Origin of the sequence: Dokdonella sp. (assembly GCF_019634775.1) — a bacterium.
Taxonomy (GTDB): Bacteria; Pseudomonadota; Gammaproteobacteria; order Xanthomonadales; family Rhodanobacteraceae; genus Dokdonella.
On the sequence record NZ_JAHCAS010000002.1, the window covers coordinates 422,548 to 446,875 of the forward strand.

At 67.1% G+C, this 24,328-nt stretch carries 17 protein-coding genes; 2 read left to right on the forward strand and 15 right to left on the reverse strand.

The features are described 5' to 3' along the window. Window positions 1-10: 10 nt before the first annotated feature. Both KF907_RS12760 and uvrA read right to left on the reverse strand, forming a co-directional pair. Entirely contained in the window at window positions 11-439 is a 429-nt protein-coding gene (locus tag KF907_RS12760) for an acyl-CoA thioesterase (protein WP_291220924.1), read from the reverse strand. Next, on the reverse strand, window positions 436-3,282 hold the full coding sequence (gene uvrA / locus KF907_RS12765) for an excinuclease ABC subunit UvrA (RefSeq protein ID WP_291220926.1): 2,847 nt from the start codon (window positions 3,280-3,282) through the stop codon (window positions 436-438). The genes KF907_RS12760 and uvrA overlap by 4 nt, the downstream gene beginning before the upstream one ends. A gap of 317 nt (window positions 3,283-3,599) precedes the next feature. On the opposite strand from uvrA, the gene KF907_RS12770 reads away from it, so the two are divergent. Next, window positions 3,600-7,856 carry a S8 family serine peptidase gene (locus KF907_RS12770; RefSeq protein ID WP_291220928.1) on the forward strand — a complete coding sequence of 1,419 codons (4,257 nt, stop codon included), beginning with the start codon at window positions 3,600-3,602 and terminating at the stop codon, window positions 7,854-7,856. A gap of 492 nt (window positions 7,857-8,348) precedes the next feature. Here the strand turns inward: KF907_RS12770 and ybeY are convergent, their stop codons facing one another. The 9 genes from ybeY to KF907_RS12815 all read right to left on the reverse strand — a co-directional run bounded on the left by ybeY (window position 8,349) and on the right by KF907_RS12815 (window position 16,206). Continuing rightward, entirely contained in the window at window positions 8,349-8,867 is a 519-nt protein-coding gene (gene ybeY / locus KF907_RS12775) for an rRNA maturation RNase YbeY (RefSeq protein WP_291220930.1), read from the reverse strand. Between the two features lie 7 nt (window positions 8,868-8,874). Beyond that, window positions 8,875-9,750, reverse strand: a complete 876-nt coding sequence (locus tag KF907_RS12780; protein WP_291220932.1) for an NHL repeat-containing protein — start codon at window positions 9,748-9,750, stop codon at window positions 8,875-8,877. Further along, window positions 9,747-10,730: a PhoH family protein gene (locus KF907_RS12785; RefSeq protein ID WP_291220934.1), complete on the reverse strand. Its 984-nt coding sequence runs from the start codon at window positions 10,728-10,730 to the stop codon at window positions 9,747-9,749. The genes KF907_RS12780 and KF907_RS12785 overlap by 4 nt, the downstream gene beginning before the upstream one ends. A gap of 138 nt (window positions 10,731-10,868) precedes the next feature. Continuing rightward, window positions 10,869-12,308: a right-handed parallel beta-helix repeat-containing protein gene (locus tag KF907_RS12790; RefSeq protein WP_291220935.1), complete on the reverse strand. Its 1,440-nt coding sequence runs from the start codon at window positions 12,306-12,308 to the stop codon at window positions 10,869-10,871. Window positions 12,309-12,429: 121 nt separating this feature from the next. Beyond that, the gene (locus KF907_RS12795) at window positions 12,430-12,996 is read right to left on the reverse strand and encodes a hypothetical protein (RefSeq protein WP_291220937.1); all 567 of its coding nucleotides are present in this window, start codon (window positions 12,994-12,996) and stop codon (window positions 12,430-12,432) included. 22 nt (window positions 12,997-13,018) lie between these two features. Beyond that, the gene (locus tag KF907_RS12800; RefSeq protein ID WP_291220939.1) at window positions 13,019-14,563 is read right to left on the reverse strand and encodes a delta-60 repeat domain-containing protein; all 1,545 of its coding nucleotides are present in this window, start codon (window positions 14,561-14,563) and stop codon (window positions 13,019-13,021) included. A 93-nt stretch (window positions 14,564-14,656) separates the two neighbouring features. Beyond that, window positions 14,657-15,373, reverse strand: coding sequence for an NHL repeat-containing protein (locus KF907_RS12805; RefSeq protein WP_291220941.1), 717 nt, complete (start codon window positions 15,371-15,373; stop codon window positions 14,657-14,659). Next, window positions 15,313-16,005 carry a hypothetical protein gene (locus KF907_RS12810; RefSeq protein ID WP_291220942.1) on the reverse strand — a complete coding sequence of 231 codons (693 nt, stop codon included), beginning with the start codon at window positions 16,003-16,005 and terminating at the stop codon, window positions 15,313-15,315. Before KF907_RS12810 ends, KF907_RS12805 begins: the two co-directional genes overlap by 61 nt. A gap of 78 nt (window positions 16,006-16,083) precedes the next feature. After that, complete coding sequence (locus KF907_RS12815; protein WP_291220944.1) at window positions 16,084-16,206, reverse strand: hypothetical protein; 123 nt, start codon at window positions 16,204-16,206, stop codon at window positions 16,084-16,086. Window positions 16,207-16,333: 127 nt separating this feature from the next. On the opposite strand from KF907_RS12815, the gene KF907_RS12820 reads away from it, so the two are divergent. Continuing rightward, complete coding sequence (locus tag KF907_RS12820; protein ID WP_291220946.1) at window positions 16,334-17,608, forward strand: sialidase family protein; 1,275 nt, start codon at window positions 16,334-16,336, stop codon at window positions 17,606-17,608. An 87-nt stretch (window positions 17,609-17,695) separates the two neighbouring features. Here KF907_RS12820 and KF907_RS12825 read toward each other — a convergent pair whose 3' ends face one another. From KF907_RS12825 to KF907_RS12840, 4 genes are all read right to left on the reverse strand, one after another. Then, window positions 17,696-19,270 carry a hypothetical protein gene (locus KF907_RS12825; RefSeq protein WP_291220948.1) on the reverse strand — a complete coding sequence of 525 codons (1,575 nt, stop codon included), beginning with the start codon at window positions 19,268-19,270 and terminating at the stop codon, window positions 17,696-17,698. Window positions 19,271-19,314: 44 nt separating this feature from the next. Beyond that, the gene (locus KF907_RS12830) at window positions 19,315-19,848 is read right to left on the reverse strand and encodes an ECF-type sigma factor (protein WP_291220950.1); all 534 of its coding nucleotides are present in this window, start codon (window positions 19,846-19,848) and stop codon (window positions 19,315-19,317) included. Window positions 19,849-19,935: 87 nt separating this feature from the next. Then, the gene (locus KF907_RS12835) at window positions 19,936-22,908 is read right to left on the reverse strand and encodes a serine/threonine-protein kinase (protein WP_291220951.1); all 2,973 of its coding nucleotides are present in this window, start codon (window positions 22,906-22,908) and stop codon (window positions 19,936-19,938) included. A 219-nt stretch (window positions 22,909-23,127) separates the two neighbouring features. Further along, complete coding sequence (locus KF907_RS12840) at window positions 23,128-24,327, reverse strand: acyltransferase family protein (protein ID WP_291220952.1); 1,200 nt, start codon at window positions 24,325-24,327, stop codon at window positions 23,128-23,130. Window position 24,328: the final 1 nt, after the last annotated feature.

Here is a 24,328-nt window from a genome sequence, read left to right on the forward strand (position 1 = left end):
AAAGCATCGTCTATGGGGCGTGCAGCGCGCCACCCGCGCGCACCGCGGCCGGCAGCGGCACCGGACGGCCGTTGCGTGGATCGATCCAGACCAGCACGACGTGGCCGTCGGAATACAGTGTGTTGCCATCGGCGCTGGTGATGCGATGGCCGATTGTCAACGAACTCGTACCGGCCTTCAGACAGGACAGTTCGACCATGACCTGGCCAGGCCACGGCATCTGGTTGCGATAGTTGACCTGGGTGGCGGCCACGACTGGCGCCTGGGCATCATCGATCCAGGTGCCATCGAGCCCGGTGAGCCAGCGCAGGCGAGCTTCTTCCAGATAGGTCAGGAACACCGAGTTGTTGACGTGGTTGAAGGCGTCGAGGTCGCGCCAGCGAACGTCGAGCGTGACGCGCGCGAGGATGATCGATGGGGTCGTGTCGGTGGGGTTCATGCAGTGCGCTTCTTCTTTGCGTCGGCGAGCGTGCGGGCGAGGAAGCGGCCGGTATGCGAATCCTTCGTGCGCGCGATCGTCTCCGGCGTGCCGGTGGCGATGATCGTGCCGCCACGGCCACCGCCCTCGGGCCCGAGGTCGACCACCCAGTCGGCGGTCTTGATCACATCGAGGTTGTGCTCGATGACGATGACCGTGTTGCCGTCGTCGGCGAGGCGATGCAACACCTTGAGCAGTTGCTCGATGTCGTGGAAGTGGAGGCCGGTGGTCGGCTCGTCAAGGATGTACAGGGTGCGGCCGGTATCGCGCTTGCTGAGCTCGCGCGAAAGCTTGACGCGCTGCGCCTCGCCACCGGACAGGGTGGTCGCGCTCTGGCCGAGGGTGATGTAGCCAAGACCGACGTCGAGCAGGGTTTCGAGCTTGCGCGCGAGCATCGGCACCGGCTTGAACAACGCATGGGCGTCCTCGACGGTCATGCCGAGCACGTCGGCGATGGTGTGTCCCTTGTAGGACACATCCAGTGTCTCGCGGTTGTAGCGCTTGCCGTGGCAGACGTCGCAGGGAACGTAGACGTCAGGCAGGAAGTGCATCTCGACCTTGATCAGTCCGTCGCCTTCGCAGGCCTCGCAGCGCCCGCCCTTGACGTTGAAGCTGAAGCGTCCAGGCCCGTAGCCGCGCGCGCGCGCCTCGGGCACCTGGGCGAACAGTTCGCGCAGGGGCGTGAACAATCCGGTGTAGGTGGCCGGATTCGAGCGCGGAGTGCGTCCGATCGGCGACTGGTCGATGTCGACGACCTTGTCGAACTGTTCAATGCCTTCGATCGCGCGGAATGGCGCAGGCTTCTCATTGGCGCCGTTGAGGACCGCCGCGACCTGGCGGTACAGGGTGTCGTTGACCAGGGTCGACTTTCCCGAGCCCGATACGCCGGTGATGCAGGTGAACAGGCCCACGGGAAGTTCGAGGTCGACGCCCTTGAGGTTGTTGCCGCTTGCGCCGAGCAAGCGCAGCATGCGCCCGGGATCGGGTTTGCGACGCTGCTTCGGCACTTCGACGGAGCGTGCGCGCGAAAGGTACTGACCAGTCAAGGAACGTTTCGCGGCAAGGATGTCCGTCAGCTTGCCCTGGGCGACGATTTCGCCGCCATGCACGCCGGCGCCGGGGCCAATGTCGAGGATGTGGTCGGCGGCGCGGATCGCGTCCTCATCATGCTCGACGACGATGACCGTGTTGCCGAGGTTGCGCAGGCGTTCGAGCGTGCCGAGCAGACGTTCGTTGTCGCGCTGGTGCAGGCCGATCGAGGGCTCGTCGAGCACGTACATGACCCCGACCAGGCCGGCACCGATCTGGCTGGCGAGGCGGATGCGCTGCGCCTCGCCGCCGGACAGCGAATCGGCCTGCCGGTCGAGGGTGAGGTAGTCGAGCCCCACGTCGACGAGAAAGCGCAGGCGCTCGCGGATTTCCTTGACAATCTTCGCCGCGATCTCGCCGCGCCAGCCGGTCAGCGCCAGCCGTTCGAACCAGGCCACCGACTGCTCGATCGGCAGTGCGCTCAGTGTCGGCAGGTTGGCGTCGGCGACGTACACATGACGTGCGCTGCGATTGAGGCGCTGGCCTTGGCAGTCCGGGCACGGACGCGGACTGATGAACTTGGCGATTTCCTCGCGCACGGCCTGCGACTCGGTTTCGCGATAGCGCCTTTCGAGATTCGGGATGATGCCTTCGAAGCGATGCTTGCGTGTGAAGCGTCCACCGGCTTCGGTGATGTGGGCGAATGCGATCAACTCGTCGCCGGAGCCGTTCAGCACGCGCTCGCGGATCTTCGCCGGCAGCGACTTCCACGGCGTGTCGACGTCGAAGCGATAGTGCTTCGCCAGCGACTGGATCATCTGGAAGTAGTACATGTTGCGCCGGTCCCAGCCACGGATCGCCCCCTCGGCCAACGCCCGCTCGGGATGGGCGACGACGCGCGCCGGATCGAAGAACTGGGTGATGCCGAGGCCGTCGCAGGTCGGGCAGGCACCGGTAGGCGAGTTGAACGAGAACAGGCGCGGTTCGAGCTCGGGCAGCGAGTAGTCGCAGACCGGGCACGAGTAGCGTGACGAGAACGTCGTCGCCGTGGCCTTGTCGTCGTCCATGTCGACCAGTTGGACGATGCCGTCGCCGAGACGGAGGGCGGTCTCGAACGACTCGGCAAGGCGCTGCTTGATGTCCTCGCGGACACGGAAGCGGTCGACGACCGCTTCGATGGTGTGTTTCTGGCGCAGCGCGAGTGGCGGCACCGCGTCGAGTTCGTGGATCGTGCCGTCCACGCGCGCACGCACGAAGCCCTGGGCGCGCAGTTGCTCGAACACCTGCACGTGCTCGCCCTTGCGATCGCGCACGACGGGCGCGAGCAGCATCCAGCGTTTCGTCGGGTCGAGGGCGAGAGTGCTGTCGACCAACTGGCTCACCGTCTGTGCTTCCAGGGCGATGGCGTGCTGCGGACAACGCGGCGTGCCGACCCGGGCAAACAGCAAGCGCAGGTAGTCGTGGACTTCGGTGATCGTGCCGACCGTCGAGCGCGGATTGTGCGAGGTCGACTTCTGTTCGATCGAGATCGCCGGCGACAGGCCTTCGATATGGTCGACGTCGGGCTTTTCCATCATCGAGAGGAATTGCCGTGCGTACGAGGACAGCGATTCGACATAGCGACGCTGGCCCTCGGCGTAGATCGTGTCAAAGGCCAGCGAGGACTTGCCAGAACCCGACAGGCCGGTGATGACGATCAGGGCATCACGCGGCAGGTCGAGGTCCAGATTCTTCAGGTTGTGCGTGCGCGCGCCGCGGATGCGGATCGTGTCCATGTGTTCGGGGGCTACGGCCAAGGTCGGGGAGGCGACCGAACCCGCAATATAGCGTGGCGGTCACGCCGGGCGAGATGGGGGCGGAATGGTGCGATGCAAATCCGCGTATGAATCCTGCCTGCGAGGCGCTCAGCGGTGGCGGTCCGGGAGGCGCGGGTTGCCATGTCGATGCATCGGCGACATGACCGCGGTCTTGATGCGGCGTTGCAGCATGAATGATTGCTTGACATCGGGCGCACCGCGCATCTAGCGTCGCGACCGGTTCGGGCAGGGCGGTGCCCGTACGTCCATCGTTCTTTCCTTCCTGGGGTCCCATCATGCGCAAGAGTTCGTTGCTGGCTGCGGCCATCGCAGCCACGTTGTCAGTTGCCCATGCGGCAGACGGCGCCAAGATCGTGTTGCCAGCCGGTGTGAGCGCGCCGGCCGGCTATCAGTTGATCGCCGACTACGGCACGTTCGCCCTCTATCGTGGCAATCCTGCTGCGATGCCTCGCAACGTCGTCGGCGCGCAGGTGCTGAACGAAGCTGATGTCCTGCAATTCGACCGTTTGCGGATCGATACGCAGACCTCGCAGATCATCGCACCACCGGGATTCACGCTGAACGCGCCGAGTGGCGCCGCGCTGCACCTGGTTCAGTTCGTCGGCCCGCTCAAGGATGCCTGGCTCGACGAGGTGCGCGCCACCGGAGCGGTGCCGGTCCACTACATCGAAAGCAACGGCTACCTGGTGTGGGCGAATGCCTCGGCGCGCAGCGCGCTGGCCAACCTCGCCGCACAGAAGAACACGCTGCAGTTCAGCGCGCCGCTGCCGTCCTTCGTCAAGCTCGGTGACTCGCTGTTCGCCCGCATCCAGGGCACGCAAGCCACCGCGGCGGGCACGCTGATCCCGATCACCGTGCAGATCTACCGCCACGCCGATGGCGTGGTGACCAAGCAAGCCCTTGCGGCCATCGGACTCAAGCCGACGGTCGACTGGAGCCCGATTCTCGGCTACGAGGTCGCGAAGTACGAGGCAACGCTCGACCAGGTGCGCCTGATCATCGAGAACCCGGACGTCTATTGGGTCGGCGAGGTGCATCCACGCACGCTCAACGACGAGGTGCAGGCACAGATCATCCGTGGCTATTTCAATTCCGGCAATACCGGCCCGCAGGCGGAGGGATACCTGCCGTGGCTCAATGCGCTGGGTTTCTCGACCAATCCGGCTGACTACCCGGTCGTCGACATTTCCGACGACGGCATCGGCGACCGCACGACGAACACCGGCGATCCGACCCTGCACGTGCTCGGCGACACGGCGAATCCGTCGCGCGTGGTCTACAACCAGCATTGCGGCTCGGCGGCCACGAACGGCACCGTGCGAGGCCACGGCCACATCAATGCCAACATCGCCGGCGGATACGACGTACGCACCAACGCCACGACACCGGGTGCACGCTTCCCCGGCGAGTACCAGCGCGGCCAGGGCATGAACCCCTATACGCGCCTCGGCGGAACGCGCATCTTCAACTCGAGCAACAGCTTCGACCAGAGCGGCTGTGGCAACACCGATGCCGGCGTCATCAAGGCCGTCTACACCGCGGGTGCGCGCATTTCGTCGAACTCCTGGGGCTGCTCGGGTTGTGCTTCCCAGTATGACGACAGCTCGCAGGCCTATGACGCCGGCACGCGCGACGCCGACACGACCGCGTCCGGCAACCAGGAGCTGATCACGATCTTTGCTGCCGGCAATTCCGGGTCCGCTGCCGGCACGGTCGGTACGCCGAGCAACGGCAAGAACATGATCACGGTGGGTGCCTCGGAGAACCAGCGTCAGGTCGACGAGAACGGCAACTGGTCCGACGGCTGTGGCGTCGGCCCGACCGGTGCCGACAACGCGATGGACATCATTGCCTTCTCGTCGCGCGGCCCCTCGCCGGGCCAGCGCATCAAGCCCGAAGTCATTGCGCCGGGTACGCATATCACCGGTACACGTGCCACCCCGTCGACCGGCGGGAACGTCTGCGACTCGGCGCGCCCGGTCGGCAACGCCACCTACGCCGCCTCGTCGGGCACCAGCCATTCGACCCCGGCTGTGTCGGGCGTCGCCTCGCTGGCCTGGTGGTGGATCGCCAATGGCCAAGGCGCGCTTTCGTTCGATGGCGGCTCGCCCTCGGCACCGTCGCCGGCGTTGATGAAGGCCTGGTTGATAGCGCATCCGACCTATCTGACCGGCGTATCCGGCAACGGCAACCTGCCGACCAATGCGCAGGGCTACGGCATGCCGAACCTCGAGGCGATGTTCAGCGACACGCCGACGCTCGTCGTCAACCAGACCCAGGTGCTCGGTGCGACCGGTGAGACCTGGGAATGGATCGGCGCCGCCGTGGACCCCGACAAGCCGGTGCGCGTCGCCCTGGTCTGGACCGATGCGGCCGGCGCGATCGGCACCAGCCCGCAGGTCAACAACCTCGACCTTGCGGTCGAGTACGGTGCGAACACCTACCTCGGCAATCGTTTCACCGGCCAGTGGAGCACCACGGGCGGTACCGCGGACAACCGCAACAACTATGAGGCGGTGTTCCTGCCGGCGGGTACGCCTGACTCGATCAAGATCACGGTGACCGGCTTCAACATCGCCGGTGACGGCGTGCCCGGCAATGCCGACACGACTGATCAGGACTTCGCTATCGTCTGCAGCAACTGCGCGCAGAACCCGACGTTCACGCTGGCTGTCGATCCGTCCCAGATCAGCGTCTGCACCCAGGACACCGCGTCGGTGCCGTTCAACATCAGCGCAGGATCGATCCTCGGCTTCTCGACCCCGGCAAACCTGGCGGTTTCCGGCGAACCGAGCGGCACGACGACATCGTTCAGCACGAACCCGATCGCGACGTATCCCGGCAGCAGCGTGCTGACCGTCGCCAACCTGGGCGCCGCCGCAGCCGGCACGTCGACGCTGACGATCACCGGCACGGCCGGTGCCGAGATCAAGACGCGCGCGGTCGGGCTGACCCTGTACACGGACGATCCCGGAGCGTTCACCCTGACCACACCGGCTGCCGGCGCGCAGAATGTCGCCTTGAGTCCGGTGCTGACCTGGGCGGCCTCCACCCAGGCGGCGACGTACTTCGTCGAAGTCGCCTCAGATGCGGCCTTCTCGAACATCGTCTGGTCAGGCACGTTCGCGTCGAACACGGCAACCGTCGGCACGTCGCTCAACAGTGCCGCGACCTACTACTGGCGTGTCACTGCGCAGAATGAATGCGGCGATACGGCTGTCAGCCAGGAGTTCTCGTTCACCACGATTCCGCTGCCCGGCGACTGTCCGGTGGGCGTGACCCCGGTCGACGTCTATGCGACCGATTTCGAGGGCGACAACTCGGCCTGGGTCGCCACGCATGCTGCCGGTACCGCCGACTGGGCGGTTTCCGGAACGCGCACGCACAGCGGCACCAAGGCTTTTCTGGCTCAGGACGTGGCGGCGGTGTCCGACCAGTTGCTGACCTCGCCTGGCATTGCCCTGCCGGCCGCTACCTCGCCGATCAACCTGCTGTTCTGGAACCACCAGACGATCGAGGACTCCAGCGCAACGGCATGCTACGACGGTGCCCTTCTGCAAATCTCGACCGATGACGGGGCGACCTGGACCCAGGTGCCGGACGCGCTGCTGCAGATTGGCCAGTACAACGGGCCGATCAGCTCGAGCTTCTCGAATCCGGCCGGCGGGCTGCGCGCCTGGTGCGGTGATCCGCAGGACTGGACGCGCTATGTGGTCAACCTCGACAGCTATGCGGGTCAGACCGTGAAGTTCCGTTTCCGCATGGCGACCGACAGCTCGGTCGGCCGCGTGCCGGACGGTTTCTACCTGGATGACGTGAGGGTACAGGCCTGCGGCGAAACAGAGCCACCCGACCTGATCTTTGCGGATGGCTTCGAGACGGGTTCGGGTCCGGTCTCCGGTGTGCTCGTCGACGAGTTCACCGGGCGCGCGATCACCAATCCGACCGGTGGTCCGGGCGGCGCACCGATCAGCGAACTGCAGACGTCGCTCAGCATGACGACGCTCGGAGCGGGTGCGCAGATCTCCTCGAACAACGTGGTTGCCGAGGACTTCACGGTGCCGGCTTCGGGCTGGTCGATCACGAAGGCGAAGTTCTACACCTACCAGACCAATTCGGGTACGACGAGCACGATCAACGATCTGCGTCTGCGCATTTTCAACGGTACGCCGGGCGGTACTTTGGTGTTCGGCGATACGACGACCAACCGTCTGAGCTCGACGAGCTGGAACGGGGCCTATCGTGTGACGCAAACAAATCCGACCGACGCTACGCGCCCGCTCTACGAGGTGGTGGCGGAGTTCAGCCCGCCGATCGCGCTGGCGGCGGGAACGTACTGGATTGCGTGGAGCATGGGCGGCACGGGAACATCGGGGCCGTGGGCGCTGCCGCAAACCGTGGCGGGTGTGACCACCACCGGAAATTGCCAGCAGTCATTGGGTTCTGGTACTGGGACCTTCGCGCCACTGCTCGATGGTGGTACGTCGACAGCGCTCGGTTGCACGTTCGTGCTCGAAGGAACGGCACCGTAACCACAGCGTACAGGTCGGACCGATTTGACCCGGTCCGACCCGCGGTGACTCAACTGCCGGCCATTGGGCCGGCAGTTTTTTTTCGTGCTGCGCGCACGGGCAGGCATGCCGAAGCGATCGCAGCCCTGCGCGAAACCATTCGCGAATTTGCCGCGCGCTACGGCGGTGACGGATAGTCGTTGGCTCATTGCAGCCGCGGCCACCGTGCTCGACTGCCTCGGAGTCGTCGATTCGCGCGCAGACCGTGTGGTCAGGAGCGCTGCCGCAGGCCTGCATGCAACGCCGCAGGAAACGCCTTCGGGCGTGATGCTCCTTCTGTACAACGCCGCAAAGAAAGAGCATCACGCCTGAAGGCGTTTCCTGCGGTGCTCACGTATTCGCGGATGCCAATCCCGAATCCCGGCTTTCGACACACGGATCGGCGATGCCCAGCTCCTTCTGTGCAACGCCGCAAAGAAAGAGCATCACGCCTGAAGGCGTTTCCTGCGGCGCTCACGTATTCGCGGATGCCAATCCCGAATCCCGGCTTTCGACATACGGATCGGCGATGCCCAGCTCCGCCAGCACATGCCGCTCGAGTGCCTCCATGCGCTCGGCGTCGGTATCGTCGATATGGTCGTGACCGACCAGGTGCAGGACCCCGTGCACGGTCATGTGCGCCCAGTGGTCGCGCGGACGCTTTTCCTGCGCGATCGCCTCCATCGCCACCACCGGTGCGCAAATCACCAGGTCGCCGAGCAGGGCGGTTTTCTCGTGCGGCATCGGCTCGTAGGGGAAGCTCAGCACGTTGGTCGCATAGTCGCGCCGGCGGTATTGGCGGTTGAATAGACGGCCGGCCTCGCTGCCGACGATCAGGATGTTGACCTCGGCACGCTTTCGCCAGCGCGCACCACGCAGTGCGGCGTCGACCCAGCGAGTGAAGCTGGCGGTCAGCGGCACGCCGCCGCGCGCGGTTTCGTTGCGCACGAATACGCAGTACGGGCTTGCGGCATTCTTCTTGCGTGCTGGCATGGGGCGTTCAGCGCTCGAAGTCGGCGTAGAACAGCGAGCCGTCGCAGCCCGGCGCGTCGATCAAGGTCACCTTGTTCTGGCTGGACTCGGGCACACCGACCTGGCCCTTCGGCCAGGCGAAGTCGATGTCGGCCGGATTGCCGAGGTTGTTGGCCAGCACCACCGGGGTCGAGCCCAGCGTGAACGGCGGATCGAAGCGGCGCAGGCAGCCGGCCGGTGAACCGCCGGCACCGCAGTTGCCCCAGGCGCTGACGATGATCGAGCCGCGGCAGTCCAGCGTGATGCCGTCGAAGCTGGTCAGCGTGGTCTGGATCAGGTCGACCGGCGTCGCGCCGGGCGTGGTGAGGTCCAGCGACTGGATGCGCGCATTGGCGCTCCAGGTGGCGATCAGCAGGCGTTCGTTGGCACGGTCGTAAACCAGGCCGTTTGGCGTCGGCACGGTGGCGACGCTGGTGCCGGGCACGGGCAGTGCCGGATTCGAGATGTCGACCGGGTGGATGCGTTTGGCGCTGAAGTCGCTGATCCACAGCCGGTCGGTGCCGTTCGAGGTGATCCCGTTGAGGAAGGAAGCGCCGGGAATCGGGATGTCGGCGACCGGCGTGGCGGTGTCGATGTCGTAGCCCTTGAGGCGACCGCTGTCGAGCACCCAAAGCACCCCGGCGACGAGTTCGATGCCGTAGGGGGCGGTCGGCGCGCTGGTGAACACGCTCAGCGTGCCGTCCGCGGCACGCGCGAGGATGTTGCCGCCGCTGGTGTTGCTGACCAGATGGCGATCGAGGCGCACATGGTATTCGGCGCTTTCTGGGCCACTGTAATTCTGCGCGCAAGCGGCTCCCGCGAAACCGAGCAGGAATGCGGCGGTGACGATGCGGCGCAGGCTCATGGCGTGCTCTCCTTGGTCGGCTCGATGCGCGCCTCGTAGGCGCGCACGATCTTCTGCACGAGCGGATGGCGCACCACGTCCTTCGAGTTGAAGAAGGTGAAACTGATGCCGTCGACGTCGCGCAGCACCTCGATCGCGTCGCGCAGGCCCGACTTGATGTGGCGCGGCAGGTCGGTCTGGGTGATGTCGCCGGTGACCACGGCCACCGAGCCGAAACCGATGCGGGTGAGGAACATCTTCATCTGTTCGGTCGTGGTGTTCTGTGCCTCATCGAGGATCACGAACGAGTCGTTGAGCGTGCGTCCGCGCATGTAGGCGAGCGGTGCGATCTCGATGACGTTGCGCTCGACCAGCTTGGTCACGCGCTCGATGCCGAGCATCTCGTAGAGCGCGTCGTAAAGCGGGCGCAGATAGGGATCGACCTTCTGGGTGAGATCGCCGGGCAGGAAGCCGAGCTTCTCGCCGGCCTCGACCGCCGGGCGCACGAGGATCACGCGCTGCACGCGGTTCTCGTTCAGCGCATCGACCGCCATGGCGACGGCGAGGTAGGTCTTGCCGGTGCCGGCCGGGCCGATGCCGAAATTGACGTCATGCGTGGCGATCGCATGCAGGTAACGCACCTGGTTCGGCCCGCGCCCGCGGATGGTGCCGCGCTTGACCTTGACGCTGACCTCCTGCGCAGCCTCCGCGGCGGCTGCGGCGATCGCCTCGATGCCGGATTCCTGCAGGCGCAGGTTGAGCTGGTGCGCGTCCAGCGTTTCAGTTGCGGTCAGTGCGTACAGTTCGCGCAGCAGGCGCGCGGCGACCTGCACGGGCTTCGCGTCGCCGACCACACGGAACACGTTGCCACGGTTGGCCACTTCGACACCGAGGCGCAACTCGATCTGGCGCAGGTGCTCGTCGAATGGGCCGACGAGGTTGGACAGACGCTCGCCGTCGTCGGGTTCGAGTGCGAATTCCATGCGGTTGGCTTCGGTCATAGGCGCGCGAGGGTAGCGCGCGCGCCGTGCGTGCGCCACCGCACGGCGTTGTTCCGGCGTCGGGAGGCATCGCGCCTGAAGGCGCTCCTACAAAGACATCGTGATCCTGTAGGAGTGCCTTCAGGCGCGATGCTTCCGTCAAGGCACCGACTCGAAGCCGTGCCGGAAGATCACGTCGCCACGCGCTTCGTCGGCACCGATGTCGTACGGTGCGACGCGCGCTTCGCGGTCGATGTCGTCGTTGACGGCCGGATCGGCGCTGCCGGCGTCGATCGCGGGACTGCCGGCGGGGAGATGTCCGCCCGCATCGACGCTGAACGGGGCGACCAGGCTGTTGAGGTCGGCGTTGGCATGGCTTCGCCATTGCGCCAGCGTGCCGCCGCCGGCCAGCGGGCTGCCGGGACGGTTGTCGGCGAACACGCAGTTGCCGCCGCTGCGGTAGTAGCCGTTGTAGTCGCTGCCGCTGGCGCCGGTTAGGCCCGAGAGGCCGCCAAGTTCGCTGCTCCAGCGGATGCGCAGGCTGTTGCCGCTGCCCTGGATGACGAGGTTGTTGGCCAGGCGCGGATTGAGGTTGGGCGGGCGCGCGGCCTGCGGCTCCCAGTCCTGGAAGGTCACGCCGAAGTACAGCGCGGCGTGGCCGAGCGTGGCGGTGTCGATGATGGTGTTGTTGGCGACGATCGAATCGCGCGAGGCGTACAGGCCGATGCCGGCATAGCCGGCGCGGCGCACGACGTTGTTGCGCACGATGCCGCGGATCGCTTCGTAGTAACCGGGGTTGGCCTGCAGGTCGAAGAACTCCGGGCTGGTGTCGAAGCCGACCAGGACGCCGGCCACGCCGCAGTCCTCGAGGCGGTTGCGCTGCACGATCACGTCGGTCGCGCCACCCTTGAAGTAGACGCAGGTGGTGGCGGTGTGGTGGATCCAGTTGTCCTCGACCACCATGCCAGAGCCGTTGACGTTGTCGATGCCTTCGGCATTCATGTCGTCGAGCGGGGTGCCGGGCGGATAGATCGCGCCGCTGTGGTGGATCTCGCTGTTGCGGATGGTCACGCGGTCGCTGTGCGGCGTGATCTTGATCGCGTCGCGGCCGGTATGGTGGATGAGCAGGTCGTCGAGCAGCACGTCGGATGCGCCGCGTTCGTTCTCGCCGCCGCCCTGATACCAGTACGTCTGCAGGAACACCCCGTAGTAGAAGCCGCCGCTGATTTCCAGGTGCGTCAGCACGCTGCCGGAGGCGTTCGGGTCGATCTGCACGGCCACGCTGTCGGGCACGCCGAGCCCGCAGGCGATGTGCGCGCGCTCGCCTGGCGGCGAACGCAGGGTCAGGCGCACGCGCAGGCGCACCTCGCATTCGGCGTAGGTGTTGGCGCCGGCCGGTCCGCGCACCGTGACGATGTCGCCGGCCTGCACGATGCCGTTGGCCGGCGACAGCACGTGGTTCAGCGTGCGGAACGGCTGCGCCGCCGAGCCGGTGCCGGTCGTGTTGTTGCCGGTCGTGGCGACGAACCACTCGGCCGCATGCAGCGGCGTGGTTGCAACGGCGAGCAGGGCGAAAAACCGGAGGGCATGCCGCGGCATGGGATTCCGCCTGTGGGTTGGGCCTGTGATATGCCACGGAAAACCGCCTGCCGGGAGGACAGGACGGATCCGCCGGGTGGCGGCTTCATCGATCGTATTGCCGGAGCGGTTTCCGTGCATTTCAGTCCGCACTGGTGGCGTCGTACACGAACTGCCCCTCGCTCAGTTCGACCTTGCTGCCGTCGTTGGCCGTTAGGGTGCCGGAGAAGCGTGCCTCGATGCGATCCGGATTCTTCGAGAGGCGCACGACGTCGACCGTGACGTCGTAGCCGAACAGGTTGCCGGCGAGGAAGCGCTGCGCGTCGAGATTGGCGATCTGCGCGGCACCGGTTGCCGGATCGGCACTGGTCACCCGGTATCGACCGGGCGCATCGATGCCGAACAGGTTGAGGTTGAACGCCTGCTCGTTGGCATTCCTGCCGCCGCGCGATCCGGCGATGAGGATCGCACGGTCGTAGCCGGTCGGATGGACTGCGCCGAACACGTCGTGTGCGGCGACCCATTCGGCGCCGTCGATGCGCATGCGCAATGGCGCGGCATCGCGTGGTTCCGCAGCAGGCGTCGTGCCCGCCACCGGTGTCGGCGTGGTCGCCGCGGCCGGCGGCGCAGGACTGCCACAGCCGGCCAGCACGGCGAGCCCGAGGGCGAGGGCGAGGAAGGGCGGTGAGGTGGCAAGCTGGTGGGTCATGAGCATGCTCCGCGGCGAGGGTTCAGAGGGTCGGCAGGACAACGCTGCGGTCGAAGCCGTCGGCGAAGATGCGGTCGGACGGCGCCACCGCGGCACTGAGGAAGACCGGGCCGAGGTTGGCGATCGTGTTGGTGAGGTCGCCGCTCACCAGGTAGCGGCCCTGGCCGGCGTGGCTGATGCCGCGCAGGCGCGCGTCGCCGAAGCGCTCGCCCTGGTATTCGATGGGCAGGCGGGCGAGGCCGCGCTGGCTTCCGTTCGTGGCATCGACGCGCAGCAGGGCGCCGTCAACGCGCAGCGTGCCGCCCTGGTCGAGCGAGGCGGTCGTGCCGGCCACCGCCAGTTCATTGCCCTGACGCGCGAGGTCGCCGAGGTACAGGCTGGCCTCCTGCGCGCAGATCGTGCCGGTTTCGCTCGAACCGCCATGCACGACGCGGCCGCCGACACCGAATCCGGCCGGGATCTGGTTTTCGCTGGTCACGGCGACGATGCCGATGCCGTCCTTGCAGCTGCGACGCACGTTGCCGGCGATGAACAGGGTGTCGGCGGTCAGCCCAGGGATGCCGGAGTCGATGTCGAGACGATAGGCAAAATCGCCGCTGTCCGAGCCGGGCTCGCTGAAGTCGAAGTAGTTGGTGCCGCCGGCGCCGAAGCTGGTGTCGATCGTGCCGTTGGCGTTGATGCGGACCACGGCGAAATCCCAGTCCGGGCCGTTGTACTGCGCGCTGCCGACCACGTAGATCGGCATGCCGTCGCCCTGGAAGAAGCGCTTCGGCCGGGCGATGTCGCCGGCGTAGAAGCCGCAGCCGCCGCCCGTGCAGTTGAACGGCACGACCAGCGGAGCGCCGCCGTTGAAGTTGGCGTCGGCGGACAGCAGGCCGTTGCTGCCGAGGTTCAGCTTGGTCACGACCATGCGCGCGAGCGGCGCGTAGCGCTCGGCGAGGACCGTCAGCGTGACCGGCTTGGCGGTAATGCCGGTCACGGTCACTTCGAGCGCGCGCGCGTATTCGTTGGCAGTGCTCGCGATCACCGAAAGATTCTGCTGGAACGTGCCGTCCTCGTTGAACACCACGACGGCGGCATCGCGCTCGACACCGCCGAACACGCGCGTAACCAGCACGTAGATCTTCCCCTCGGCGTAGGCGATGTCCTCGACGCTTTCGATCAGCGCGTCGCCGGTGCCGCCGTTGGTGAGGTTCGGATAGAGCACGTACTGGTTGAAATTGTGGAAGTACGGGCCGCCGCTGCCCGTCCACAGCCGGGGATAGCCCTGCGGCGAATAGCGCACGAGGCCGATATTCCAGTACGGCGCGATCGTGTCGTTTTCCAGGCGCACGATGCCGGCCACGACGATGTCGCCGTTCGGCAGAACGGCATGCTTGCCGCCATAGCGTGCCGACTGGCCGCTGACCGTGGCGAAGATGTCGACGAAGTAGCCCAGGCTCGGAAAGTAGGTCGGGTCCAGGCCGTGATCGGCCTGGGCGGTCGAGGCGAGTCCGGCCCCCAGCAGGATTGTGCCGGCAGCAAGGAAGCGGGCTCGGCGCGCGAGTCCGCGGCGGTCGCGGTTCATTGTGGGGTCTCCATGGCGTGACGGGTGGATGCTGATATCGACTTGCTGAAACGAGGTTGCGCGGCATATCGGTCCATCGCCGACGCAGCCGCTTCAGGGCAGCGACACGCTGCGGTCGAAGCCGTTGGCAAAGATGCGGTCGGAAGGGGCCACGGCGGCGCTGACGTAGAGGCTGCCGAGGCCGAACGGGACGTTGCTGAGGTCGCCGGTCACGAGATAGCGGCCCATCCGATCGTGGCTGATGCCGCGCAGGCGGCCATCGCCGACGGGGGTACCGACGACCACAAACGGCAGCCTGGCGAGGCCGCGCTGGCTGCCGTTCGTCGCATCGACCCGCAGCAGGCCGCCATCCACGCGCAGCGTGCCGCCCTGGTCGGGGCCCTGCATCGTGCCGGCCATCGCGAGTTCGTTGCCGTTGCGCACGAGGTCGCCGATGGCGAGGCTCGCATCCTGCGCGCAGATCGTGCCCGACTCGCTCGATCCGCCGTGGACGATGCGCCCGTTCGTACCGAAACCGACCAGGTCGTTGCCGTCGTCGCTGATCGCGGCGACACCGATTCCATCCTTGCAGCTGCGATGCACGTTGCCGGCGACATACAGCGTGTCGAAGGTCAGGCCCGGCAGGCCGGAATCGATCACGAGGCGGTAGGCGAAGTCACCGCGGTCCGAACCGGGCTGGTCGAACGGGATGTAGCGCGCGCCGCCGAACCCGAAGCTCGTGTCGAGCGTGCCGTTGGGATTGATCCGGGTCACCAGGTAGTCCCAGTCGGCGCCCGAGCGCTGCACCGAGCCGACCACGTAGATCGGCATGCCATCGCCGGGAAAACTGCGCGTCGGGCGCGCGACGTCGCCCGCGTACATGTTGCAGAAGTCGCTGCCGGCGCAAGCCGTCGAGATCGGGACGAGCAGCGGCACGCCGCCGTTGAAGTTGTCGTCGACGGCCAGCAGTCCGTTCGTGCCGAGGTTGTACTTGGCGACGACCAGGCGGGGCCTGGTGCGTAGCGCTCGGCGAGGATGGTTACGCTGACCGGCTTGGCGACGAGGCCGGTCACGCTGACTTCGAGTGCGCGGGCGTACTCGTCGGCACTGCTGGCGATCACCGAAAGGTTCTGCTGGAACGAGCCATCCTCGTTGAACACGACGACGGCGGCATCGCGCTCCACGCCGCCGAACACGCGCGTGACCAGCACGTAGATCTTCCCTTCGGCGTAGGCAATGTCCTCGATGCTTTCGATCAGCGCATCACCGCTGCCGCCGTTGGCGAGGTTCGGATAGACCACGTACTCGCTGAAGTGCCAGAAATACGGGCTGCTGCTGGCTGTCCACGGACGGACAAAGCCCTGCGGCGTGTAGCGTACGAGTCCGATGTTCCAGTACGGCGCGATCGTGTCGTTCTCCAGGCGCACGATGCCCGCCACGACGATGTCGCCGTTCGGCAGCACGGCATGCCTGCCACCGTAGCGCGCCGATTGGCCGCCGTCCGTGCTGAACGTGTCGAGCAGGATGCCGGCACTGCCGTTTTAGTCCGGCGCGAAGCCGTACTCGGCGCGTGCGCGCAGGCACGAACGCGTGCCGATCAGGCAGAGCATGCCGAGCAGTGTGGCGCGGATGGGGGCGGGGCACGGCGTGGTATGTTGGGTCATGAGGGTGTTCTCCTCGGCGCGGCCGGAACGGCGGCATCGCCCGACCGAAACGCGGAATCGTGGCGCATCGGTCCATGCCGGAGCCCGACGGACGCGGGACGCGAGGCGAACGGGCGGAGTTGCCGGCATGACGAAAGCAAAGCCAGGCCTGTGGATTCGCGGCGCGTGCGCCGTGCTGGCGGCCTGCATGGCCACGCCCGCGCAGGCGGGCGCGGTGTTCTCCGTCGCGCCGTGGCCATTGCCTGCGACGAACGTGCCATCCGCGCAGCCCGACCTCGTCGCGGCGACGGACGGGAGCTGGCTGCTGGCATGGACCGAGAAGCGCGACGACGGATCGCAGGCCTTGCGCGTCGCGCGCTCGCGCAAGGACGCGGCGGGCTGGGGCGTGCCGCGCACGATTGCCGCCGGCAAGGACTGGTTCGTCAACTGGGCCGACACGCCGCACGTCGTCGCGCTCGGCGATGGCTCGCTGTGGGCGCACTGGTTGCGCCGAAACGGCGCCGGCATCCATGACTACGGCATCGCCCTCGTGCGCTCGCACGATGACGGCGCGACCTGGTCGACTCCGATCCGCATCGAGCCGGACGGCGCGAGGAACGACTACGGTTTCGTCTCGATGTGGCCGCAATCGCGCGACACGCTCGGCATCGCCTGGCTCGACAGCCGGCAGAAGCCGGCCGCGCCCGCCGACGCCCATGCCGGGCATGCGCATGCCGACCACGGCAGCGGCCGCATGATGCTGCGCGCCGCGACCTTTGCCACGAACGGCCGGCGCACGATCGAGTGGCCGCTCGACGCATCGACCTGCGACTGCTGCACGACCGCCGTCGCGCAGACCGCGCGCGGGCCGGTCGTGGTCTACCGCGGCCGCAGCGACGGCGAAATCCGCGACACGCGCCTCGTGCGGCTGGAGAACGACGCCTGGACGCCACCGCGCGACGTGCATCGCGACGGCTGGAAGTTCGCCGGTTGTCCGGTCAATGGCCCGGCGGTTGCCGCGCGCGGCGACGAGGTCTGGGTGGCCTGGTACACCGAAGCGGACGGCAAGCCGTCCCTGCGCCTTGCGCGTTCGAGTGACGCCGGTGATCGTTTCGGCAAACCGCTGCACGTAGCCGAAGGCGAAGGCGTGCTCGGGCGTGTGGCGCTCGCGTTGGATGGCGGCAAGGTCTGGCTGGCCTGGCTCGGCGAGCGCGACGGCGGACGCGACGGACAACACCTGTGGCTCGCACGTATTGATGCGCATGCCGGCACGATCGAATCAAAGCAGGTTGTCGCCGACCTCGCCGTGCGTGGTCGCGCCAGCGGCTTGCCGCGCCTCGGCGTGCGCGATGGCGAAGCTTTTCTCGTCGTCACCGACCTCGACAACGGCCGGGCGCGCCTGCGCGGTTTGCGCGCGCGTTGATCCGGAAAGGCATCGCGCCTGAAGGCGCTCCTACACACGCGTCGTTGTAGGAGCGCCTTCAGGCGCGATGCCTTGTCAAAGCACGCCTCAATCGAAATCCGCCCAGAACAGGTGGTCGCCCGCGAACTCGCTGGTGTTGTCGAGCGCATCGGTCGCAGAGAGGACGAGGGCGCCGCCTGCGAGCGCGGCGGCGGCGAAACTGATCGTGCGCTCGAGGCCGGCATCGCCGGCGAGATAGGTCGTGCTGGCGATGGACGCCTCGGGCTGGCCGTTGCGTCCGCGCATGAGGTCGATGCGCAACGGGTACGCGGCATTCGCCACCGCCGTATCGACGCGGAACCCGAGCGTGCAGGTTCCAGCCACGCAGGCGAAGCTGGTTATTTCCGGTGAATTCTGCAGGCGGTTGCCACCTTCGTCGGCGTCGCCGGCATCGTTCGCGGTGGTGCCATCGGCATTGCTCGACAGGGACAAATCGAGCGCGAGGCGGCGATTGCGCAGGAAGCGGTTGCCGAGCACCGGCACCTGCGTGCAGTTGGCGACCTGCACGCCAGCCGCCCCGCTATGGGCGATCAGGTTGCCTTCGCCGGGTGCATCACCGCCGACGGCGATGCCGCAGCGTCCTGTGCCGAACACGAAGATCGTCGCCTGCGGCTGGCTCGGCGAGCCTGGATTGAGGCCATTGCCGAGCGCGAGCGTTTCCGATGGATCGGTGCCGAAACGGTTGCCGAGAATGCGCACGGCCTGTGGATCGGCCATGCCGGTCGGTACCTGCGCATCGACGTAGATCGCGCCGAAGCGGTTGGCCGCGAACAGGTTGCCTGCACCCAGCGTGCTGCCGCCGATGGTCGCGGCCTGGCCGAGCGCGTTGATATGGATCGCGTAGTCCTGGCGTGCCAGTTCCGCGGTGCCGGTGGCGTTGGTGCCGAACAGGTTGCCTTCGATCCTCGCCGGATTCGGCGTCTTATCCCACAGGCCGATGTACAGGTTGCCGGAAACGAGGTTGCGCTGCCCCGGCGACGAGCCACCGAGATGCAGCGTTCCGACCGAGTTGATGATGCCGATCCAGCCGGCCACGGCCGGATCGAATCCCGACATGCCGCTGATGTCGGTGCCGATGAAGCAGCCCTCGATGCGATGCACGCCGGCGTTCATCAGGTAGATCGCCTGGAAGAACCGGTTGATGGCGATGCCGCGCAGGAGCAGCGGCGCGGCTGCTGGTCCATTCACAGCCTGCAATCCGATCGTCTGCGCGGCGCGGCCGGGGCCGGCGATCTCGATCTTCAGCACGGCGTTGGTGCCACCCGCGGCCGCCGCCAGGGTGTTGGGAGTCGCACCCGGCTGGGTGTAGCCGTCGATGGTCAGTTCGCGCGTGATGTACGGATACGGCGTGGCCGGGCTGAAGCGCCAGTGCGCCGTGGCAGGCACGTAGCCGGCGTCGCTGGTGGGCAGGTCGAAGCGGATCGTGTGCGGTCCGGGCGAGGCATCGATTGCGGCAAGGGCGCCGCGCAACGAGCAGTTTGCGTTGGCCGCGTCTGCGTCGCAGATCTGGAACGCAGGGCCTCCGTCGTCATCGGTGGTATCGACGAGGAACTCGGCGGCGGTTGCATTCGTGCCGACGAGCAGCAGGAATGCCGATAGAGCGTGGAAGGGTCGTGGGAACATGCGGGCCTCCGGTCGCGGGAATCGACGGGAAGCCTGAACGGATTTCAGCGGGCAGGAGGTCCATCCGTGCCGACGGCGTCCTCGAGCCAGGCTGTGAGCAGGGTGCGTGCGGCGGCAAGGTCGCGCTTGACAGTCTGTTCGGAAACACCTAGGAAGTCGGCAATCTCGGCGTACGTGGCACCGCCGAAGGCCTGCATCTCGATCGCATCGGCCTTGCGCGCATCGAGCGTGCGCAAACGTTCGATCGCATCGATCACGCCGTGTTCGTCGACCAGTGCTGCCTCGGTACCGGCGAGGTTTGCGGTCATGGTGACCGGCGTGGCATCGCCGCCGCGCTTTTGCGTCTGCCGTGCGCGCGCGTTGTCGACAAGCAACTGGCGCATTGCCAAGACGGTCGTGCGTACGAGATGTCGGCGGTCGACATAGGCGCCATCGCGCGGACGCAGCTTGAGCCATGCTTCGTGGACGAGCGCGGTTGTGTCGAGCGTTTCGCCGAGCTGGCCGCGGCGCACGGCATGCGCACGCCGCTTGAGTTCGGCGTAGATCTCGTTGAGCAGCTGCGGGTCAACGATTGTCATGCAAGGGTTCCAAGCAGGCCGACGAGTGGTCCGTCGCGTCGCGCTCCCTGCCGGCGCGATCTCGGCACCGGGGGAGTCTACACCACGTCAGCCAGACGGCAGGCGCGCGAGCAGGCTGCGTGCGTAGCGCGTGTCGAGCGCATGCAGCCGCGGAGCAAGATCATCGCGCAGCCGGACGGCTTCGGCAGTGCGGCCGAGCGAGGCCAGCGTCGACGCGAGTTCGACTTCGATCTCGAGGATGCGCGGATCGCTGTCACCAAACGGTGGTCGATTGGCAGCGATCGCCGCGCGCAGCAGCGGTTCTGCTTCTGCAGCGCGAGCGTGCGCGCCGAGGGCGCGCGCAAGCGCGAACTGCGGAGCGCGCAGCATCAGTGCATTCGGCGCGACGGCGTCATTGGCCATCGCCATCGCCTTCTGCGCGTCAGTCAACGCGCCCGCCGAATCGCCAGCGTCGAGGCGCGCCTCGGCCAGCGTGGCCCGCAGGAACACCGGGATCGGCGTGGGCTGACCGGCCGCGGCGCCGATCGCAGCGATGGCTGACTCGATCTCGGCCAGTGCCTCGCGTGGATGCCCTTCATGGCGCAACAGGATCGACAGGTAGCCGCGGTACATCGCGCGCCATTGCGAATCGGCAGCCTGATGTCGTGCGGCAATTGCGATCGCGCGTTGCAGGGCCGCTTGGGCTGGGTCGGCATGGCCGAGCATCAGTTCGGCGACGCCGAGGCTCCACAGCGGATCGGCCAGTTCGACCGCGGATTCCGAGGCTTTGATGCGTGTCCACAGCGCTACCGCTTCGTGCGCCGATGCAGCGGATTCGGCGAATCGGCTGAGCCCGCGATACTCGGCGGCCAGCGCGCCGTGGATGTACGCCAGTTGCTCAGGGCGCGTGTCGGCCAGGGTGCGCCGTGCGATGTCGAGCAGGGCGAGATGGCCGTCGAGCGCTGCCTGTGTGTGTCCTGCGCGATTGAGCGCGAGGTAGAGGTTTGATCGCTGCACGATCGTGTCGCGGTGTTCGGGGCCGTAAAGGCGAGTGGCGATCGCCGCAGACTCGCCCAACGTGGCGATCGCGCCGTCACTGTCACCCTTGTGCGCGAGTGCAGACGCGCGCACGCCAAGCGCACTGATCACGCTGCTGTGGTCGCGGCCATGCACGGCGGTCAACCCGGCGATCGCGCGGTCGGCGGCGGCGATCGCTTCGTCGTGGCGAGACAGTTCCTTGTAGGCGAGGCCGAACAGTTCCCAGTCGGCGGCGACTTCCGCGCTTGCCTCGCCGAAGGCCGTGCGGTCGGCCGCGAGTGCATCGTCGAGTATGGGCAATGCGCGCTCGGCGGAGCCCTGCGCGATGACAGCCTCGGCGACGATGCGGCGCGCCTGCGACGCTTCGATCTGGGCATTCGTGCCGACGCGGCCCGCGCGAAGGATCGCTTGTTCGGCATGCCCGACCGCGGCCTCGTTCGCGTTGCGGCTCAGTTCGGCGCGGGCAAGGCGTAGCAAGATGAGCGCATGCACGTCATCGGGCACCGCTTCCGCGTCGACCGATTCGATGGCCTTGCGCAACAGCGTTTCGGCGCGCGCGTAGTCGCCAATGTTCCAGTAGAGCTCGCCAATCAGGCTGGTCAACTCGATCTGCAACGCGGCCGGCATGTTCTGTTCGGTGGCGAGTTGGCGTTCGCCCTTTTCGAGCAATTGCTCAGCAGTGAACGGCTGGCCCTTGTTCTCGTCGGGGCTGGCTTGGGCGAACACGCCAACGAGGAACTCACGTGCGGCCTCGGCACGTTCGCGCTGCACGCGCTCGCGTTGCGCGGTGGCAAGCACGAGCACGCTGCTGGCGAGCACGGCGACGGCGAGTACGCCGACGATCGCCGAAGCAATGGCGTGGCGGCGCACGAAACGCAGGGTGTGATGCAGGCGCGAGGGGCGCCGCGCGAGCACCGGGTGACCACCAAGGTGGCGTCGCAGGTCGTCGCCGAACGCGGCGGCCGAGGCATAGCGTTCGCCGGGTGCGGCGGCCATCGCGCACGTGACGATCGCTTCCAGGTCGCCGCTGACGGCGCGGCGCAGGGTTTTTGCGTTGCGCAGGCCGAGCATTCGCGCCCGCGTATCGGTTGCGCCGCGCGTGAGCGGTTCGCGTGTGGCCGTCGCGATCGCCTGCTCGAGCTGGGCGGCGGAAGCGAAGGCGAGCCGGTACGGTCGCATGCCGGCAATGAGTTCGTGCAGGACCGCACCGAGCGAATAGAGGTCGGTCGCGGTCGTCAGCGCTTCGCCGCGGATCTGCTCGGGGCTCGCGTACGGCACGGTCAGCAGGCGTCCTCCGGTCGCGGTCAACGTGCCATCACCGGCTGGTGCGCCGGTGTCGTCGAGCAGCCTGGCGATGCCGAAATCGAGCAGGCTGACCTGACCTTGTGTGTCGACGAGGATGTTGCCGGGCTTGAGGTCGCGGTGAATGACCAGGTTGGCGTGCGCGTATTGCACGGCTTCGAGCACCTGCAGGAACAGCTCGAGGCGGACGCGCAGCGGTGAGCCGTGCGTATCGCACCAGACGGTGATCGGCGCGCCTTCGATGTGGTCGATGGCGAGGAACGGTTGGCCGTCATCAGCAACCCCGGCATCGTGGAGCCGCGCGATGTGCGGATGGCGCAGGCGCGCAAGGATGTCGCGTTCGCGCGCGAAGCGCTCGGCAAGACCGTGTCGTGCATGCAACGCGTGCGGCAACTTCAACGCGAAACGGCGACACAGGCCGTCGTCGTCGCGCTCGGCCAGCCAGACGCTGGCCATGCCGCCGCGACCGATCGCTTCGAGCAGGCGATACGGCCCGATGTGATCGCCGGCGGTAAAGCCCGTACCGTCATCGACGGGATCGGCAACAGCCAGCAGTTCCGCCTCGACGTGCCGGCCGAAATCCGTGCCCGAATTGCCGGCTTCGGCATCGAACAGGGTGCGGACACGCGCGGCGATGTCACCCGTTTCGCCGGCGAGGCGCTCGAGCAGTTTCGCACGCCCTTCCGCATCGAGGCCGGCGGCATCGTCGAACACGGCCAGCACGCGCTTCCAGTCTGTCACGATCGTCCTCCACAGGATCCAGCGTGCAGGTTAGCAGCGTCGCTGCAGGCCGCCAGTCGCTGGTGCGCGTCAACGACCGCAGGGCGCTCGATCGATATGGCTGGTATCTCCAGCGTGACCGTGAGGCGGGCGCTCCGCAGGTGATCGCGGGTGTTGCGGCGGCATGGGGTGCGCGCGGGACGCGCGGTCGGGGCAGATCGGACGGCTGGCGTCACACGCTCATGCACCATGCGCCGAACTGGCTGGGGACGGCCCTCGCGGCTCCGTCGCTGTGTCGTCCGGCGCAGGTGACGTCCGCAGCCTTCCGTCAAGCAGCTTGCCGATCACGGTATGTCGGACCAGCCATTGGTAGCTGGCGAACGAGAACAGGAACGTCAGCGCCACCGACGCGATGAACTTCGCCGTCCAGTGCATCGGCATGTCGAGCAGCCGGTACTGGATTGCCAGCAGCATGGGCAGGTGTATCAGGTAGACCCAGTACGAGCTGTCGGCGAGCCAGCGCATGGCCGCGCTGCGCGTATTCAGCCAGCGTCTGGCGGCGAGCAGACACCAGAGTGTCATCCAGGAACCGGCGCATGCTTCCAGCAAGGCGTTCACGCCGTTGCGCATGGTGGTTGGCGGCACGGCAATGAATCCTTCGGTCGCAACGAACAGGATCGCATGGGCGATGACCGCAGCGGCAAGCAGGAAAGGCGAGAACGGCCGCAGGCGTTCGAGCAATCCGCCATGGAGGAAAAGCTGGTAGCCGAGCGTGAAGTAGAGCCCGAAGAACACCAGCGCCCACAGCGAAGGCACAAGGAAGTCCGGCGCGGGCCACGGCGTACCGACCAGGGCCAGCGGCGGCGTCAGCAGTACCGGCAGCCCCACGACCAGGGCAGGCGCGGGCAGAGTGGCCAGTCGTTGGCCGATGCGCCACAGGCCGAGAGCCGATGCGACCCACACCAGCACGGTGAACTGCAGCAGGTAGAACAGGAACCACAGGTGTGCCCAGCCGGGCGAGGACGGCATGCCGCCGTGCTGGTCGATATGGGCGCGGATCCAGGCCAGTGCCGGTGACGGATGCGCCACCGTGGTTGCCGCATGTCCGGTCAACCCGCTCATGCCGGCGAGCAACGGCGCTGCGAAGACAAGCAATGGCAGCAGTATGCGTGCACAGCGGTTGCGGAACAGTCCGGCCATGCCGCGGCGCGCCACCAGCAGGGCGGCGAAATAGCCCGCGACAGTGAAGAACAGCGGCATTCGGAATTGGTGCAGGAACCAGGCGATTGCATCGACGGCGATTGAGTTTTCGGCATCTGCTGCCGGCCAGAGCGGATGCATCAGCGGGCTGAAGGCAAGCGCAGCATGGAACACCACGCCGGCCAGCATGGCCAGGGCACGCAGATTGTCCATGGCGTGGATGCGGTCGATGTCGTGCATG

Bases quoted from the DNA above. Each gene is read 5' to 3' on its own strand.
- KF907_RS12760 (WP_291220924.1), bottom strand. From the start codon at position 439: ATGAACCCCACCGACACGACCCCATCGATCATCCTCGCGCGCGTCACG.
- uvrA (WP_291220926.1), bottom strand. From the start codon at position 3,282: ATGGACACGATCCGCATCCGCGGCGCGCGCACGCACAACCTGAAGAAT.
- KF907_RS12770 (WP_291220928.1), top strand. From the start codon at position 3,600: ATGCGCAAGAGTTCGTTGCTGGCTGCGGCCATCGCAGCCACGTTGTCA.
- ybeY (WP_291220930.1), bottom strand. From the start codon at position 8,867: ATGCCAGCACGCAAGAAGAATGCCGCAAGCCCGTACTGCGTATTCGTG.
- KF907_RS12780 (WP_291220932.1), bottom strand. From the start codon at position 9,750: ATGAGCCTGCGCCGCATCGTCACCGCCGCATTCCTGCTCGGTTTCGCG.
- KF907_RS12785 (WP_291220934.1), bottom strand. From the start codon at position 10,730: ATGACCGAAGCCAACCGCATGGAATTCGCACTCGAACCCGACGACGGC.
- KF907_RS12790 (WP_291220935.1), bottom strand. From the start codon at position 12,308: ATGCCGCGGCATGCCCTCCGGTTTTTCGCCCTGCTCGCCGTTGCAACC.
- KF907_RS12795 (WP_291220937.1), bottom strand. From the start codon at position 12,996: ATGACCCACCAGCTTGCCACCTCACCGCCCTTCCTCGCCCTCGCCCTC.
- KF907_RS12800 (WP_291220939.1), bottom strand. From the start codon at position 14,563: ATGAACCGCGACCGCCGCGGACTCGCGCGCCGAGCCCGCTTCCTTGCT.
- KF907_RS12805 (WP_291220941.1), bottom strand. From the start codon at position 15,373: ATGCCGATCTACGTGGTCGGCTCGGTGCAGCGCTCGGGCGCCGACTGG.
- KF907_RS12815 (WP_291220944.1), bottom strand. From the start codon at position 16,206: ATGACCCAACATACCACGCCGTGCCCCGCCCCCATCCGCGCCACACTG.
- KF907_RS12820 (WP_291220946.1), top strand. From the start codon at position 16,334: ATGACGAAAGCAAAGCCAGGCCTGTGGATTCGCGGCGCGTGCGCCGTG.
- KF907_RS12825 (WP_291220948.1), bottom strand. From the start codon at position 19,270: ATGTTCCCACGACCCTTCCACGCTCTATCGGCATTCCTGCTGCTCGTC.
- KF907_RS12830 (WP_291220950.1), bottom strand. From the start codon at position 19,848: ATGACAATCGTTGACCCGCAGCTGCTCAACGAGATCTACGCCGAACTC.
- KF907_RS12840 (WP_291220952.1), bottom strand. From the start codon at position 24,327: ATGCACGACATCGACCGCATCCACGCCATGGACAATCTGCGTGCCCTG.